The sequence below is a fragment of the Nocardia sp. NBC_01377 genome (assembly GCF_045040005.1).
In the GTDB taxonomy this organism is placed as follows: domain Bacteria; phylum Actinomycetota; class Actinomycetes; order Mycobacteriales; family Mycobacteriaceae; genus Nocardia; species Nocardia noduli.
The window spans coordinates 1,097,409-1,113,887 of the sequence record NZ_CP109566.1; the positions used below are offsets into that span (position 1 = coordinate 1,097,409).

The window sequence follows — 16,479 nt, forward strand, 5'->3', positions numbered from 1 at the left end:
CAACTTCGAAATCGACCCACTAGTTTCCTATTGCATCAGGCCTACAGCACTCCGCGAATCGCGCGCTATCTGGAACTACTCAACCAACTCAAGGCAGGAGCCGGCCTCGATGCGCGTGCCTTCAACCTCAGCGACGACGAACGTGTGCTCTCGATGACGGCGTTGCGGGGCGAAATTTATCGGATGCAGACGAGACGCGCCAGATATGTGCTGCTTCGTCTGGACGAACTGCTCGCTAAGGTCCCGGGTGCGACGTATGACCACAAGATCATCTCGATCGAACACGTACTGCCACAGAATCCCAAGGATCCGAGTAAGTGGCGCACTGACTTCACTGAACGTTTCCGAGTAGTGGTCTGACGGATCGGTTGCTGCGGCGGTGCTGAAAGATGTTGGGGTGGAACGCGAAACGCGGAACCTCTGGCGTATGAAGGAGGTCCGACTAAAGATCAACTTCACAGAGGTTCCGCGCGTCATGAGTGTCGCATACATCGCCATCCTGCCGTTGCCCGAGTCCACCGTCGCCCACGTCGCGGGCTTGCTGGCCGCGCGCCGCCAGGCCTTGGGGACCCGCTGGAGGGCGTTGACCTGCCTCGAACAGGCAGTGCTGGGGTTGCGGTGGTTCACCGACGGCACCCGTGTCGAGCAGCTCGCCCTGGACAACGCGATCGGCCGCACCACCGCCTACGACAGCCTCCACGAGGTGATCGATACTCTCGCCGCCCAGGCCCCGGCCTTGCACAACGTGCTGCTGGCCGCGAAAGTCGCTGGGCACCAGCACATCAGCGTGGACGGTACGCTCATCCACACCGACCGGGTCGGCCAAGCCGGCCCCACCACCGCCAAAGCCACCTCGGTGCCACGCCGGGTCAAAGTCGACCTCTGGTGGTCGGGAAAACACGGCCGCCACGGCGGGAACATCCAGGTCGTTACCGCCCCGGACGGGTGGCCGATGTGGACCTCCGAGGTTCGTCCGGGACGTGAGCACGATGTCACCGCGCTGCGCGCCCACCCCGAGATGCTGCCCGCGCTCACGGACTGGACCGGTGAAAACCTGCCCGTGCTGGGCGATCTCGGATACTTGGGCGAGGCCACAACGATCACGGTCGCGGTCAAGAAGCCCAAGGGCGGGCAGCTGACCGACGAACAGAAAACGGCGAACAAGGCCCACAACCAGGTTCGCGCGGTCGGTGAGCGCGGTAACGCACTGCTCAAATGGTTCAAGGCATTGCGTCGAGTCAGCTTGTGCCCGTGCCGGATCGGTGCCATCGCCGCAGCCGCGCTGGTGTTGCTGCATCTTCAACACGGCCGCAGCGTCTGACCGTGACACGCCGCTACTCGGAAAGGCTCACTGACGATCAGCGTGCTGATCTCACGCACAAACTCGGCAACCTGCTGTTGCTGAATCACCGGAAGAATGCTCAGGCGAACAACTACGACTACGCGACGAAGAAGGGCAAGTACTTCAAGACGTCAACCGGGTCGGCTGTGTTCGCATTGACCACCCAAGTTCTGGGTTACTCCGAGTGGACGCCTGAGGCCATCGAGGCACGGCAAGAACAGCTTACCGGCCTGCTGGCCAAGGAATGGAAGTTGATTTAGTAATGGCACTGAGTAATCGTGACCGTATCGATCGAATGTTCCAGGTGCTGGCGCCAGCAGTGGATGATTTTATTTCGACCGTGGTCGGTCAGGGCGACCCGTCGCTCGGAGCCGCGTGGACCAAGCTCGTTCAGGCCAAGGACAGCAAAAATGGGGCCCCGTCGACGAAGACGTATGACGCCCTGGACCCCCAGGTGCAGTTCAGGATTCTGACCGAGGGCAACATCACCGCCGGGTTCAAGTCGGGGTGGTACCCCTTCAAGCAGGCTATCGGCCGTACCGGTGAGACTTTTGCAAACGAACTCCGCGAGGTGCGCAACGACTGGGCACACAACGGCACGTTCACCGATGACGATGCCTACCGCGCCCTCGACACAGGCGAACGGTTCCTCAAGCTGATCGGTGCCGCGAAGGAAGCCGATCAGGTCCGAGCTATCCGTCTCAATCTTCGTCGTGTCACCGCCGACAAGGACGACAAGAAGGTACTGAAGGCCGCGGTCGACAACCCCGAGGCTGCTGGCCTTCGGCCTTGGCGTGAGGTACTCCAACCCCACGACGATGTAGCAACCGGTAACTTCCACGCCTCCGAGTTCGCGGCCGATCTCTACAAGGTCGCCACGGGCGGCGAGGTCGACTCCGATTACGCCGACCCAGTCGAGTTCTTCGGCCGTACCTACCTGACCGAGGGTCTCCGCGACCTCATCGGCCGGGCTGTGCGTCGCCTCGCGGGTGACGACAATGTGTCGCCGGTGATCAACTTGCAGACCAACTTTGGTGGCGGCAAGACCCACTCGATGCTCTCGTTGTGGCACGTCGCCGCAGGCCTGCCCGTTGGCAACTTCCCGCAGGAGACCCAGGAACTCCTCACTGCCAATGGGTACTCGGCCATCAAGGTCAACCGCGTGGCCATCGTCGGTAATCACTTCAGCCCGTCGGGCGTCACGAAAGACGACGGCACCCATGTGAACACAATCTGGGGTGAGCTCGCATGGCAGCTTGGTGGCCCGGATGCCTACGCGGTCGTGGCGAAGGCGGACCGCGATAGGACCCATCCCGGCGAGGCTCTCCACGAGTTGCTGGCCAAGTACGCGCCTGCCGTCATCCTCATCGACGAGTGGGTCGCGTATGCGCGGTCACTGGTCGGGCGTGACGACCTCGCTGGCGGCACGTTCGATGACCAGTTCACGTTCGCGCAGTCGCTTACCGAGGCTGCCAAAGGCACCAGGGGCGTGCTGCTCGCGATCTCGATTCCGGCGTCGGAGACCGGGGACGCCCCCGACAAGATCACCGCGGGTAATGCGGAAGAGGTAGGCGGACAGAATGGCCTGGAGGCACTCAAGCGCCTGCAGAACGTCGTTCGTCGTGTGGCGGACCAGTGGCGCCCCGCGTCGTCCAACGAGGCGTATCACATCGTCAAGCAGCGGCTCTTCAAACAGCCGGATGCGTCGGCACTCGCGGCTATAGGCGCGACCTCCCGCGCGTACGTCGAGATGTACCGGAAGTTTTCCGACGACTTCCCGCGCGAAGCCCGCGACGGCGCCTATGAGGATCGGATCAAGCGGACCTACCCGATCCACCCGGAGCTGTTCGACACCCTCTACGAGGAATGGTCGTCGTTGGAACGCTTTCAGCGCACGCGCGGTGTCTTGCGCCTGATGAGCACGGTCATTCATGCCCTCTGGGCGGGTGAGGACGCATCGCCGTTGATCATGCCTGGATCGATTCCACTCGCTACATCGAACGTGAACTCCGAGCTGACGCAATACCTCCAGGACTCCTGGAAGACGATCATCGACGCCGACGTCGACGGCCCCAACTCGGAGCCGGCTCGTATCGATAAGGAGAAGCCGCTCTTCGGTCAGCGGGCGTTGACCAAGCGGCTCGCACGTACGGTTTTCTTCGGTGCGGCCCCGACAATCGCGCCTGGGTCGGTCCACAAGGGCATCGGCACCCAGCGGGTCTTTCTCGGCACGGCCATCCCCGGCGACGTCCCCGGCAACTTTCATTCCGCGCTGACCCAGCTCGGCGACCGTGCCACATACTTCTACTCGGGCTCGGGCAAGTACTGGTACGACGTCCAGCCCAACATCACCCGTACCGCGAAGGATCAGGCTGAGCGCCTGCACAAGGAAGACGTCTGGGCGGAGATCGTTCGGCGACTCCAGAGCCAAGGCCGCAAACGGGGCGACTTCGCCGGCGTTCACATTTGCCCAGAGTCGAACGGGGATATCCCCGACACAGACGAGGCGCGACTTGTCATTCTGCATCCGAAAGTCGCCCATAAACGGGGTACGGATTCTGTGGCAAAGGAATTCGCGCACAAGGCGACCGAGCATCGTGGCAGCTCGAATCGAACGCACCGCAACGCATTGGTCTATCTGGCGGCGGACGAGGCTCGGCTCGAGGAGCTCGATAATGCGACGCGTGACTACCTCGGTTGGACGCATGTCCTCGCCAACGAGGCCGATCTCGATCTGACCCAGAACCAGAAGAACCAGGCGTCGCAGAGGGCGGCTCAGGCCGACCAGACTGTTACCGCCCGTTTGCTGCAGAGCTTCACGTGGGCGCTGGTTCCCGCACAGCCTGACGCGGGCGCGCCGTTCCTGATCAAAGAGACCAAGGTCGAGGGTCAGTCGGACGCTCTTGCAGAGCGCGTTTCGCGGCGCCTGGGCAACGATGGTGATCTTTCGACGCGGCAGGCCGCGGCGACAATCCGTCTCGCGATCGGCAAGATCCCGCAGATCTGGAAGGACGGCCACGTCTCATTGGGTACGTTGTGGGGCCTCTACTCGCAGTACCCCTACATGCCGCGCCTGCGCGATCGGTCCGTTCTCGACGCGGGAATCCTTGACCTGCCGATGATTTGGCAGACGGACGCATTCGCGCTCGCAGCTGGCTACGATGAGGCCGCCAGCCGGTACATCGGTCTCTGGACGCCGGGGGACAACGACGGCGCTCCGGTGGCAACCGACTCGCTCCTGCTTGTCCGCCCCGATGTCGCGGAAATGCAACGAGTACAGGAGCCGGGGCCCGCGCCTGAGTCGGGTACCGGACCGCAGCCCGGCAACGGACCAAGCCCGCAGTCGGGCTCCGGTTCGTCCCCAGTACAGCCGAAGCTGGACATCGCCTGGCCAACCCGCTTCTACGGGGTGAAGACCCTCAATTCCGACAAGATCGCGCAGGAGTTCAAGAATGTTGCCGACGAGGTGCTCGCGTGCCTTCGTTCGGGCGAGAACACAAGTGTGACGGTGCGTATCGAGATCGAGGCGACCGACTCCGAAGGCTTCAACGAGAGCCGTGTGCGAACCGTCTCCGAGAACGCCAGGACACTCAAGTTCGACCAGTCTGGATTCGAGGAGAGCTGAGTCAGGGGGCTGCGGGCTCCGTCCGGCGGACGCGATCACCATACCGGCTCCGTTGTCGCCGCTGGATGCGGCGAGTGCGGCGGAACCGGTTTCGTCGCGTCGGGTGTAGGTGCCTGCGGTGACGCCGAGTTTCCGGCCATCTCGGTCAGCGCATCGATGATCGCAAGGCTACCGGTGCGGGTCTCGGTCCAGCCGGAAGCCGCGCGGCCGATCCAGCTCACTTCGGCGCAGGCGTCGAACCTGACCGGTGGCCGAGTCAAGGGTTGCGCGTAGGGTGTCCGCGGGTCCGTACACGTAATCGCGTACGTCACGGACCTGTCGGGCACCGCCCGCGATTCGCCCTTTCCCGGTCTGCCTATAGCCCCAGACTACCCGCCACTGAACGCGTTCCGCGCGAGAGAAACCCAGCCTCGAACCACTTGCTCGGAGCGTGTGCGGGACGCCGGGAAGTAGCGGTCGTTCACCGGAGGAGAAGATCCGCCGCACCGACGTGACCTTCTTGCCACGGACGCCGACCAGCCGGATTCGGATGTCGTCGGTGTTCGTTCACCGGGAATTTACCCGCGTCCGTGACGCAGTCAGGGACCAGAGCGAAAACTGAGTCGGGACTGCCTGATTCGTCACTCATATCCATCGACTCCGCCCTCTGCACACGCCCCGGGGTCGAACTGGCCTCGACCGGCAGGTGGGCAGATGCACGTCGGAGGTCGCGTCCGAGATCTCACAGCCCTCGGGCCCCACCGAGGCGGCGGTCAGCACCCGGCAGCGCCGATGCGACTTCGCACCGCACCGTCTCGGGAACCAAGCCCGCCCCTGTTGGGGCTGTGAACTGCCCCGCTGTCGACGCCTGACCGACTCCGGAGGTTATCCGCGAGCGGCGCGAGGAATCAGCGTGTGCGAGTGAGTTCGTCGCCGCAGGGCCGTGGACAACCACCACGGCGGATGTCAGCTGAATCCTCGATGAATGGCGGGTCGGCTCAGCGCAGATCGGCGATGAGGACATCCAGAACCGACTCCTCGTGCACGACAACCCCCGCACGACTCATCACCGACGAGAGTTCCGGATCCCACGGGGTAGGTACCGGATTACTCCCCAGTGGAAGCCGAGTGGTCCCGACTCCGACAGCGTCGAGGTAGTCGCGAGCGTTCATCCGCCACAGTTCGGCGCCGAGACCGTGTAATCGGGCCGCGATGGCGATCCCCGGCCAGTCGAAATCACCGTGATATCGAAGTCGGACGCGCTCGGCGAGAGCGGCACCCGCCGATGAGGGATTACCGCTGAAGCACACAAGCGGCTGCCGTACACCGAGTTCGGCCGCTCGTTGCAGAACCTGCGGATTCTCACACGCCGCGACAGTGGCATCGGGAGCGGCCAAAAATGCTGTGACAGATGACAGTTCGGCGAGTGTGAGATGTGTGACCAGACCGAGCTCGGCGCGAGCGCGCATCATCGCCGACCACGGATCATCACCGGGTGGCCGCAGACCCCAGGTGAGTACGGTGCCGGACACGGTGTCGGCGGTGATTCCGGCGAGTTGCCACACCGCGATTCGGTCGCGCGGTCCGACCGGGTCCGGCCGGTCGAAGGCGAAACCCAGGGCGCGGACGGCGAGGCGTCCGGCGAGACGGTCGTTGTCGAGTGCGTGCGCGTCACCGGCGACAGCGGTGGCGAGCTGGCCGAGCATTCGAGGCGGGCTGCTGGGATCGAGGACGGAGGCCACGGCCTTTGCGGCGGTGTCGAATTCGATGCGGGCGGTCTCCGGCGAACGCAGCAGCAGTCCGGTGGCGTGCAGCCACCGAGTCCACAGCCCGACCCACGGCGCGGACAGCAGCCCGTGTTCGTCCAGCACTGTCTCCACTTCTGCCCACAGCGCGGTGACGGCGTCCTGGCGGGCCAGACGTTCGGAAGGACGGTCGCGCAACGGACCACCGGTCAGTTCGGCGATGACCGGAACGAGTCCGCACGCGGCGCTACTGCGCAGCAGCGCCGTGTCCAGTTCACTCAACGACACCGTCCGCCGACCCGCCGCGATATTGCGGCCGAGTAGGCCGGAGAGCCGATCGGCGGCATCGGCGTCCAATTCCGCTCGAATCGTGCCGGTGATCGAATGTCCGGTGCGTTCCAGACGTACGCGCAGCCGCTGCCACAGGTCGGTCAGGTTCGGTGCGCCGAGATAGTCGCGGAAACGCTCGGGCAGGGTCATCGGCGCGGCACCGAGAACAGTTCGGTCTTCTTGTGGCCGTCCCAGTGGATATGGGTGGGAATCACGCTGCTGTCACCGATACGCCGAATTTCGTAGATGTCGAGTGCCGGGACTTCGCGCACGGTGCCCCACAGGGCGTGGCCGGTCATCACGAAGTCGATATCGAGGCGCACCAGCAGGCCCATGAGTTCACCGATGGCGCGTTCGTCGACTTTGGCGAAGGCGTCGTCGAGCAGTACCAGGCGCAGGGCGCGGTCGGCGTCGGGCAGGCCGGACAGGTAGCCGTCGGCGGCCGCGAAAAGGGTGACGTAGGAGACGAATCGGGTCTCGCCCTGCGAGATCTTGGCACGGCGTGAGATCCGTCGGGTCTGGTTCGGTTCGGGGCCGAGGATGGTGACCTCGACGCTGTGCCAGGTGCGATAGTCCAGGGCTTCGCGCAGATGGGCGGCGTAGCCCGTGGCGGAGTCGGAGGCGTGCAATCGGTCGACGCGTTCGCGGACCAGCGCGACCAACTCGTCGTCGTCCCGCTCCGAACGCACCTGGTCGGCGATTTCGACGAGTTCCATGAGACGGCGCAGTTCCTGGTCGGCGCTGTCGAGTTCCCAGCTGATCCTGACACCGATGCCGTGACTGGTTCTCGTACCGGCGAGACTGGCGTTCATGGCGCCGATGAGGTGGTTGGCCTGGCGGACCCGGCGGTGCAATTCATCGGTGACGCTGCCGAGCACGAATTCGGTGAAGACTTCGCGCTCGCGTTCGGTCAGCGCCTGCTGTCCGCGTTCCACCCGGTCGGTGAGGTAGACCAACACATCCGGGATGTTGTGGTGGTGTTCGGCGCCGTCGATGTGCACGAGATGTACTTCGTGCTCGACACTCTGGGATACCTCGAGGTGGCCGGAGGTGTCGGTCCCGAATCTGGTCAGTGCGTTGAGCAGCTGTGTGATGTTCGCGGGTTTGCGGCCACGCAGGCATGCCGTGATGGAATCCGCCACGAGCCTGCATTCGTCGGCATCGTTCACATTGCGGACGGGAAGGATCTCCTCGGCTACCGCGGCGGGGCGCAGACCCGGCAGGTGCAGCCGGGCGTTGCACAGTTCGGCGACACGGCGAAGGTCGTCGGCGCGGTTGCTCAGGTCGGTGTGGGTCAGTTCGAGTCTGGCGGCGATGCCGACCGCGTTCCTGGCTGCGCTGTCACGCGCTTTCTCGCTGTCACGCAACTGTTCCCGGACGCGTTCACGCGCTTTCTCGCTGGCGTCGATCTCCGAATTCAACTGTTGCAGTGGCAGGTCGAGCGCGTCGTGCAAAGCCGCGAGTCCGGTGGCCTGTTCGGACCACTGCCGACGGCGTTGCTCGGCGAGATCCTCGTCCTCGCGGCGTCGAGCGCGCGCGGCGTCGAGTCGGTCGTATGCCGTCGCCGCCGCGGTGCGCGGTCGCGTCACGGCTCGACAGGTTCGAGCCAGTTCTTCGCACGCCATGATCGCGGTATCGCAGGCTTCTCGCAGCGCGGCCAGACTTTCCGCATCGGCCGGTAGGGCCATTCCATCGCACAGTGCCCGATGGTCACGTTCCTGCGCACTCCACAGCGACCGTTGCCGACCCGCCTCTTCTCTGGCGTCGCGTGCCGCGTCGAGCATCTTCGCGGCCTGTTCCGACCGGGTGCGCGCGGCCTCGCGGGCGGCGACCAGGGGCCGGGTTCGTGGGGCGGTGCCGACGTGAGCGTCGAGTCGGTCCCGGCGTTCGCGTAATTCCGTTTCCCGCGCGCGCAACTCGTCGATGGACACCGCGATCTCGGTGAGCCGCCGGTCGATCCGTGCCAACTCCTCGCGGCGGGCGGCGGCCCGCGCGGTCGCGCCGATATGGCGGGCGGTGTCGGGTCGGTGGAGGCCGCACAGCGTGCCGTTGCGCCACCGGCCGTCTCCGGCGATCGAGGTGGTCGCCTGGTCATCCTCCCAACCCACCGCGGCGAGAACCCGCACGACCGCGGCGGCGGCCTCGGGCACGGTCGGATCGTGGCGCAGCACCTGGGAAAGCGGCGAGCTGACCGTGGAAAGCGCTGGGCGGAGCAGTATCTCGCCGTCCTGACCGCGTATGTCACCGTCCTCGGTCAGCGAAGCCGTCAACAGCCCCGATGCCAGGAGTGCGCCTTCGATTCCGGCGCGGACGGGCGGGCTCACCTCGTCGTGGAAGTCGATGGCTCGCCACAGCGGTATCCGGTGGTCGAGGCGCTGCCACGGCGGCATCGGAGGTTCGGGATCCTCCTCGGCCTCGAGTCGGCTTCGCTGTTCGCGCAACGTCCGCGCGGTCTGTTCGTGCTCGCGGATATCGCGCAGCAGATCGGCCGCTCGCGCGGTGAGTTCGTCACGAATGGGCTGGGCCAGTCCGATGGCGAGGCCGGAGAGTTCGTCCGACAGCGAGTCGTCGTCGCTGTCGCCGCAGAGGACCTCGGTATCGGAGAACAGCGCCAGCACCGTCGGGTGGGATCGGTCCGCGTCGGGCATCGAGAGGACGGTTTCCGGTGAGTCGATCCATGCCCGCCAATTCCGGTTCAGCGCGACCGCGAGATCGTCGCGTGTTATCGCGGCATCGATCGCGGCGGCTTCCGCGGTGCGGGCGTCGTGTTCTTTGGCCTCGGCGGTGTCTTCGAGTCCGAGCACCCGAAGGTGCTCGTTGTCGAGTCGGCGCGCCTCCTGCTCACGTCTGACCGCCCTGCTCTTGCGGTCGGTGGCGGCGCGTCCGCAATCCTGTGCACTCGAATGGATTTCGTCGAGGTCTTCCGGGAAGACGGTCAGCGTCGACACCGACGGGCGGGTGATCGACGCGGGCGCCTGGTCCAGCGAATCCATCACGGTATCGATGGTCTCCGGCTCGTCGCGAGTCGTCACACCGATCGAGGCCGGGAGCCGACCGTACGGGAGTTCCACGGCGGCGAGCGCGCTGATCGTCCGGCTCAACGCTGTCGCGGCGTCCTCGACCGCCGCGCGCAGATCGTCGGCCTGTTCGAGGTGATGTCGTGCCGCGCCGTATTCGTCGCCGCGCGCGCGCCGAGCGTTGTTCAGCGCCAGTTCGGCGGACCCACGTGACGCGTCGACGGCTTTCTGCCGCTGTTCGAGATCGGCGACCTTCGTGAACAACGGGGCCGAGCGCAGCGCGGTGATCGCACTGTCCAGTTCGGCGGCGGTCGCCGTCGATTCGACCACCTCCGCGGTGGCGGCGCTCTCGATTTCCCGGAGCTCGCGCAGCTGTCTTTCGAGATCGTCACGGGTATCCCGCACGGTGTCGAGGTCGTCTGCGGCGCGGCGCAACGTAGTGGCGCTGTCGGTGAGAACGCTCGCCGCGTACCCGCTGTACACGGTGTGGAACCGTCGCACATGGTCGAGGGTTCCCACCAGCTGCTCCTGCGCCAGCCGAGTGGCGGTGAGTCCGTCGAGTCGGTCACCGGCCGATTCCATGGTCTGCTCGCTCAGCGGCGGCAGCGCGTCGGACAGGATCTGCGGCAGTTTGCCCTCGTCGATGCGGTTGCCGACATCGGGGGAGCGCAGGGTGTGCAACAACTGGATGAGCCCGGTGAACCTGTCCCGGTCGGCCTCACGGTGCAGTCCGAAAACCCGAGCCCGCACATTCTCGCGATGATGTTCGGCGTCGGTGAGGTTATCGATGCCGATGACCGCGCGCAGTTGATCTCTCGACAACGCGTCACGATTGTCGTCGAGTAGCCGTAGTTCCACCCCGACCCGTTTGTCGGTGACGAAGAACTGCACATCGCTGCGGTGCGCCGACCCACTGTATTTGATGTAGGCGCCCAGCGTCAGGTATTCGCCCGGACGGGCGAGTTCCAGCCACAGGTATCCCACGCGATTGGTTTGACCGCGTGCGCCGGTGCGCATCAGTTCGTCGAGGCTGACCTTCTGGGAGCCGGTGGCATCCATGCGACGTCGGTCGGCGTCGAGCAGAAATGGCAACAGCATCTCGAGCGCACGCGATTTACCGGAGCCGTTGGCGCCGCGCAGAATCAACCGGCCACCGGAGATGGCGAATTCGGAGTCCAGGTAATGCCAGACATTCACGACCCCGGCCCGCGCGAGACGCCAGCGCTCGTTGAAATACTTCGCCGGTTCGGCGCTCAAGACAGATCCCCTGTCATTCGGTCGAAAGAGTGAGTTGAGTGCTGGTCGTGACGCGCGGCCGATACCGGTAGGCCGGTGCGAGCAATCGCATTCCGGTCGGCCGAGATTCGGCCAAGCCCAGCGCCGCCAGTAGGACGACGATGTCGGCTCGAAGCCGGTGCGGGGCACCGGCGTATTCGGCCTTCCATACCCGCTGGTGTCGCTCGATCAGCACGGTCAGCACCTTTTCGACAGTGTCCCAAGCGAATTCGTCGTCAGGGCACGGCTGCCCGTTGTCGCGGTCGACCAGCTCCCCGATCAGCAACAGTGCCGCCTGCTTGACGGTGCCGGAGCCGGGGAAATCGATATCGCTGAGCGAGTCGGCGGGATCGTAGGCGAGCGCGCCTTCGGCGCGGACTTCCAGCGTCAAACCGAAATTGTCATTGAGCAGCCGCGCGAGTTCACTGCGCTCACGGGACAGCACATCGAGTTCTTCCGGGGTCAGATGTTCACGCAGCACCGCCGGATCCTCGGTGAGTCTGCGACGTAACCGTCTGCGCGGTGCGCCGCTTTCCGGAGCCAGCACGTCATCGGGCACGGCGGACGGTCCGATCGCCCGGACCAGCAGATGCGGCAGCAGCGGTCGGCACACGGTCAACAACGCCTCGCCGCCCTTGGCGTCGCCCCACTGCGCGATCGTGCCATCGGTTTCGGCCAGCACTCCCCAGTCGGCCAGCACGGCCAATGCCGCGACCAGCCGCCGACGTTCGGACAATTCGTCGGACAGCGTGATTCCCTGCTCGACCGCATCGGCGCGAATCAGGGCGACCAGCTGCGAGATCAGGATCTGCTCGCCCACTCCGGGCGCGAGCAGGGCCGCGCAGGCCAAGGCGACGAGAGTGTAGGTCTGCGCGTCCAGCGCGACGCCGCTGCGCCGGGTGAGCGTGCGCGGCGGTGCGGTGGCCTCGGGAGGTGTCTTGACCAGTCGCGCGAAACCCGGCTCGATGATGAGGTGATAGCCGAGTTGCGCACCGAATGCCGCCCGCAGGGCTGTGGTGTGCCGACGGATCAGGGCAAGGGATTCCGGAGACCGGGTAGCGGTCACGATCGGCGTGGACAGCAATATCCGCGCCGCTTCGCGGACTCCGGACGCGTCCTGGGAGCGGGTGCCGAGGGTGCGACCTCGTCCGCTGTTCATCGGGCCGTCCGCCGAGCCCGCGCGCTGTCGGCGTCGATGGAGCGGACCGACAGGGTCAGATCCTCGACGGTCAATGTGCCGTCGTGGGATTCGATATGTGTACGGCCGCCGGGCACGGCCTCGAGCACCAAGCCGAGATCGTGGTCGGTGAGCGACGTCGCTTCCTCGGGTTCTGATTGCACGGCCAGCAGCCGCGCCAGCTGATCCAGCAGCACCGCGCGGGCCGCGGGGGACAGTCGGGACCCGTTCAGATCGCCGCACGCGATCAGTTCGGCGGCCGCTTCGCGGTGGCGCTGGGCCTCCTCGCGCGCGGCGGCTTCGACCAGTCGGCGATCGGCGGCGGAGTCGGGGACGCGGGAGGTGCGCCCGCGCGCCACCCGGTTGCCGCGCTCACGCAGCGAAACCGGCACCTCGATCGGGTCGGCCACGGTCCACGAGGTGGTGGGCGTCATCCGCGGATCGGGCTCCTCGGGGCCGAGGCCGAGATGCCGCGCGGGCCACGCGCCGAAAGCGGCAGCGAACAGGCGACCTGCTTCCTCGTCGGAGGACCGATCCAGCCACGATGCCAGTCGCAGCAGATCGGCTCGCCGCGAGTAGCCCGTACGTGAGGAATCGAGTATGCGTTTGGCATTGGCGATCAGTTGCCCGAGCGCCTGGCCTGCCGCGTGGCGCAGTTGTCCAGGACCGGACTCGGCGCCCGAATACCATTGGTGCAGTTGCGTCCAGTCCGTGCGGGAGCGGCCTTCCGAGCGTTCGATCGACACCTGTCCGCCCAGACTCAATCCCGGTAGCGCGTCGAGCGTGGCAAGGAGCTGATCCAGTCGGGGCAGCACCTGCTCGAGGGCACGGGCGATGAGCGGCGCGTGCCGATTCACATCGGCGTTGATGAGATCGACGTAATCCAGCAGCAGGGTTTTGAACCGGGTGTATTCGTCGCCCCCGAGATCGAATCGGGACAGCACACCGGAGAGGTACGCGTAGAAGTCGGTGACGCTGGCGGTGAACAGCCGCTGGTTGTTGAACACCGTGGTCACGATCCCCGCCAATCGTTCGTCCCGTTCCGTGCCACCCACGGAATCCAGAAGCGCCGGGATTTCCCGCAACGCCTCGGCGATCCGGCCCAGGAGTTCTCGGGCGACTTCGCGAGCGCCGTCCGTGGCGGACATGATCTCGAGTGCGCCGCGATGGACCCGCCCGCCCAGGCTGGATACCTGATACCGCGAACGTGCCTTCAGATATTCGGCGACGGTGTTCACTCGCGCGTCCCGCAGCGAAGGCACCAGGTTGCCCCAGCGGACGAGCTGTTTGCAGCGGCTCTCCACCACATCGGCCGTCAGCGCCGTCCCGGCCGAGACCAGTTGGTCGGCGACCGTCGCCGCCGACATATCCGCGAGCAGCGATGCCGTGAACAAGGACATGATCGTGACGTAATCGTCGCGCTCGTCCGCTGTCAGATATCGGTAGAGATCCAGGTTCGCCGTTGCACCCGCTTCCGACCCGGTCCCGACCCGCTGCCCACCCCGCATTCCGACCACGATAGGCGCGGGCGTCGCCGAGCGCGTAACTTCCGCTCCGGATACACGGTCGCGTGCAAGACTGGAATGAGAAAGCAATGTCAATCAGGACGGGAGATTGCTTTTGCTTAGGTCTGAGTCAGGGTTGCCTCGGGCAACAGAACAGGAGAGGGCATGTCGGAGGTCAGCGCGTCCGAGATCTCACGGCTCGCGGGCGTCACCAGGGCGACGGTCAGCAACTGGCGGCGCCGATACGACGACTTCCCCGGCGCCGTCGCGGGCACCGATACCCGCCCGCTGTTCGACCTGCGTCAGGTACAGGAATGGCTGTCCGAGCATGGGATACAGGTGTCGGAATCACCGGCCACCGACCTGCGTACTCTCCTTCGGTCCCGAGAGCCGGGAGCCATCACCGAGGTCATGCGAGCGATCCGTCGCACCGATGACGGCTGGGAGGTGTCGGAACCGGACACGACCGACGCGGAATTCGCGGCGCAGGTCGCGAAGGCGGTGACACGCACGGTCGAGACCGACGGCGCTCGCGTCGCCTTCGACATCCTCGCCGAACGGGCGATGGACGGTATCGCCGCCACCGGGGTCTACACCACACCGCCGGAAGTCGCCGCACTGATGGTCGCGCTGTCGGCGAATCGGTCCGGAGCGCGTGTGCTCGACCCCGCTTGCGGGAGCGGTTCGCTACTTCTCGCGGCTGCCGAGGGCGGCGCCTCCGAAGTATCGGGCCAGGATCTCGTGCCGGTGCAGGTCGAACGCGCCCGGCTGCTGCTGGCCTCGGAACCTGCCGTCGCGGCCGAGATCCGCCAGGGTGACAGTCTGCTCGCCGATGCCTTCGAGGGCCGACGATACGATGCCGTGCTGTGCAATCCCCCGTACGGGCAACGTGATTGGGGTTCCGGCGAACTCGCGCTCGACAGCCGCTGGGATTACGGCCTGCCGCCACGGGGCGAACCGGAACTGGCCTGGGTCCAGCACGCGATCGCCCACCTGAATCCGGGAGCGGACGCCGTCCTGCTGCTGCCGCCTGCCGTCGCGACGCGCACCGGCGGTCGTAAGATTCGGGCCAATCTCGTCAGGACCGGTGCGCTGCGCGTCGTGATCGGCCTACCACCCGGGGTGGCCCAGCCCTGGCATGTCGGTCTACAGATCTGGATCGTGCGAAGGCCGGAGCACGGTGTCGCCGTTCCCGACGCCCTGTTGTTCGTCGACGCGACCGCATTGCCAGATGTCGTCCGCGAGGAGCGGATGGACTGGGATCGCCTCGGCGACAACATCGTCCGGCTGTGGCGGGAATTCGATGGAGGGGATGTCGAGCGCTCCGAAGTATCCGGTGTCGCCGCCGTGATACGGGCGGTGGACGTACTCGACGACGAGGTCGACCTCACTCCCGCCCGCTATGTGCGGTCGTCGCTGGACGGCGGTGCGATCTCCGGTCAACTCACCGCGGCCCTGGACACCCTCGGTGCGGCAGCCTCGGAATTGACCACGATGGCCGCCGGGATCACCGGCTGGTCGGAGACAGTGGGTGTCCCCTGGCGGTTCGTCGCGGTCGCGGATCTGGCCTCGCACGGCCGGCTGAAGTGGATACGCGCCCTACCGGCGAGTGCGGATCGGGCGACGGCCGGAGATACGAGGCCGGTACTGACAGCCCCCGACGTCGCCACCGGCGCATCGGCCTCGGCGACGGTGGAATCGGCATGGCCCTCCGAAGAGTTCGAGGTCCGATCCGGCGATGTCCTGATTCCGACGATACGCAGTGACCGCGGCAGCGCGAGGACTGCGCGGGTCGCGGGGCCGCAGGACGCCGGTGCGCTACTCGGGCCGCATATCCATCTCTTGCGCGTCGACAGTGCCCAACTCGATCCGTGGTTCGTGGCAGGATTCCTCACCGGCAGCGAGAATATCTCCGCGACAAGAACATCCACCGTGCGGTTCGACCCGAGCAGGCTTCGCATTCCGGTCGTCGCGCTCGCGGAACAACGACGGTACGGCGCCGTGTTCCGGCAACTGTTCCAGCTGAGAACCACGGCGGGAGCCGCATTCGCCACGGCCGAACACGTCACCGAACTCATGACGACCGGACTGACCGCGGGGGCGCTCGCGCCGGGCGATCCGAACCCCGCGGGTCGACCATGATCGACAACCTCGGTGACTACGTCGCGTTGTCCGCGACGCTGCGGGACGAACCGATCGCGATGCCGCCCGAACTGGCCGTCGCGACACCACGGGGCGCTGTCTCGATCAGAAATATCGAAGCAGCCTGAGTGTTCCGGTCAGGTCGGATCGCGCTCAGCGGGTCGTAGTCACCCGCGACGACAGAAGGGGGACTGTTCATGACCATTCACCGTCCAGGTGTGCCGGAGGATCTGCCCGCGGCCGAGATACTCTGGGCACGTCGGGCATTGCTCGCGGCTGTCGACGCGAGCTCGGCAGACGAGTCGAAAACCGGTTATCGCAACGGTATCTGGCTCGACGCCG

10 protein-coding genes are annotated in these 16,479 nt (G+C 65.9%); 6 read left to right on the forward strand and 4 right to left on the reverse strand.

All coding sequences use genetic code 11. From position 1 onward, the window contains the following. Positions 1–30: 30 nt before the first annotated feature. The 4 genes from OG225_RS05165 to OG225_RS05180 all read left to right on the forward strand — a co-directional run bounded on the left by OG225_RS05165 (position 31) and on the right by OG225_RS05180 (position 4,967). Entirely contained in the window at positions 31–360 is a 330-nt protein-coding gene (locus tag OG225_RS05165) for a DUF1524 domain-containing protein (RefSeq protein WP_405180619.1), read from the forward strand. Positions 361–475: 115 nt separating this feature from the next. Further along, positions 476–1,321 carry a transposase family protein gene (locus tag OG225_RS05170; protein WP_331758801.1) on the forward strand — a complete coding sequence of 282 codons (846 nt, stop codon included), beginning with the start codon at positions 476–478 and terminating at the stop codon, positions 1,319–1,321. 2 nt (positions 1,322–1,323) lie between these two features. Continuing rightward, a complete protein-coding gene (locus OG225_RS05175) occupies positions 1,324–1,602 on the forward strand; it encodes an HNH endonuclease family protein (RefSeq protein WP_405180620.1) in 279 nt (92 codons plus the stop codon). Between the two features lie 2 nt (positions 1,603–1,604). Continuing rightward, a complete protein-coding gene (locus OG225_RS05180) occupies positions 1,605–4,967 on the forward strand; it encodes a DUF499 domain-containing protein (RefSeq protein WP_405180621.1) in 3,363 nt (1,120 codons plus the stop codon). A 977-nt stretch (positions 4,968–5,944) separates the two neighbouring features. Here OG225_RS05180 and OG225_RS05185 read toward each other — a convergent pair. Genes OG225_RS05185 through OG225_RS05200 form a run of 4 tightly spaced genes read right to left on the reverse strand, consistent with a single transcriptional unit; the run spans position 5,945 to position 13,998 of the window. Beyond that, positions 5,945–7,171: a TIGR02679 family protein gene (locus OG225_RS05185; RefSeq protein ID WP_405180622.1), complete on the reverse strand. Its 1,227-nt coding sequence runs from the start codon at positions 7,169–7,171 to the stop codon at positions 5,945–5,947. Further along, complete coding sequence (locus OG225_RS05190; protein ID WP_405180623.1) at positions 7,168–11,295, reverse strand: TIGR02680 family protein; 4,128 nt, start codon at positions 11,293–11,295, stop codon at positions 7,168–7,170. The genes OG225_RS05185 and OG225_RS05190 overlap by 4 nt, the downstream gene beginning before the upstream one ends. A 13-nt stretch (positions 11,296–11,308) precedes the next feature. Further along, the gene (locus OG225_RS05195) at positions 11,309–12,472 is read right to left on the reverse strand and encodes a TIGR02678 family protein (RefSeq protein WP_405180624.1); all 1,164 of its coding nucleotides are present in this window, start codon (positions 12,470–12,472) and stop codon (positions 11,309–11,311) included. Then, positions 12,469–13,998, reverse strand: coding sequence for a TIGR02677 family protein (locus OG225_RS05200; protein ID WP_405180625.1), 1,530 nt, complete (start codon positions 13,996–13,998; stop codon positions 12,469–12,471). Before OG225_RS05200 ends, OG225_RS05195 begins: the two co-directional genes overlap by 4 nt. Before the next feature lie 162 nt (positions 13,999–14,160). Here OG225_RS05200 and OG225_RS05205 point away from each other — a divergent pair, with 162 nt between their 5' ends. Then, the gene (locus tag OG225_RS05205; protein ID WP_405180626.1) at positions 14,161–16,137 is read left to right on the forward strand and encodes an N-6 DNA methylase; all 1,977 of its coding nucleotides are present in this window, start codon (positions 14,161–14,163) and stop codon (positions 16,135–16,137) included. Continuing rightward, positions 16,134–16,265 (forward strand): hypothetical protein, encoded by a 132-nt coding sequence (locus OG225_RS05210; RefSeq protein WP_405180627.1) that lies wholly within the window; start codon positions 16,134–16,136, stop codon positions 16,263–16,265. Before OG225_RS05205 ends, OG225_RS05210 begins: the two co-directional genes overlap by 4 nt. Positions 16,266–16,479: the final 214 nt, after the last annotated feature.

Coding starts and splice junctions, on each gene's coding strand:
- OG225_RS05170 (WP_331758801.1), top strand. CDS start 476: ATGAGTGTCGCATACATCGCCATCCTGCCGTTGCCCGAGTCCACCGTC.
- OG225_RS05180 (WP_405180621.1), top strand. CDS start 1,605: ATGGCACTGAGTAATCGTGACCGTATCGATCGAATGTTCCAGGTGCTG.
- OG225_RS05185 (WP_405180622.1), bottom strand. CDS start 7,171: ATGACCCTGCCCGAGCGTTTCCGCGACTATCTCGGCGCACCGAACCTG.
- OG225_RS05195 (WP_405180624.1), bottom strand. CDS start 12,472: ATGAACAGCGGACGAGGTCGCACCCTCGGCACCCGCTCCCAGGACGCG.
- OG225_RS05200 (WP_405180625.1), bottom strand. CDS start 13,998: ATGCGGGGTGGGCAGCGGGTCGGGACCGGGTCGGAAGCGGGTGCAACG.
- OG225_RS05205 (WP_405180626.1), top strand. CDS start 14,161: ATGTCGGAGGTCAGCGCGTCCGAGATCTCACGGCTCGCGGGCGTCACC.
- OG225_RS05210 (WP_405180627.1), top strand. CDS start 16,134: ATGATCGACAACCTCGGTGACTACGTCGCGTTGTCCGCGACGCTGCGG.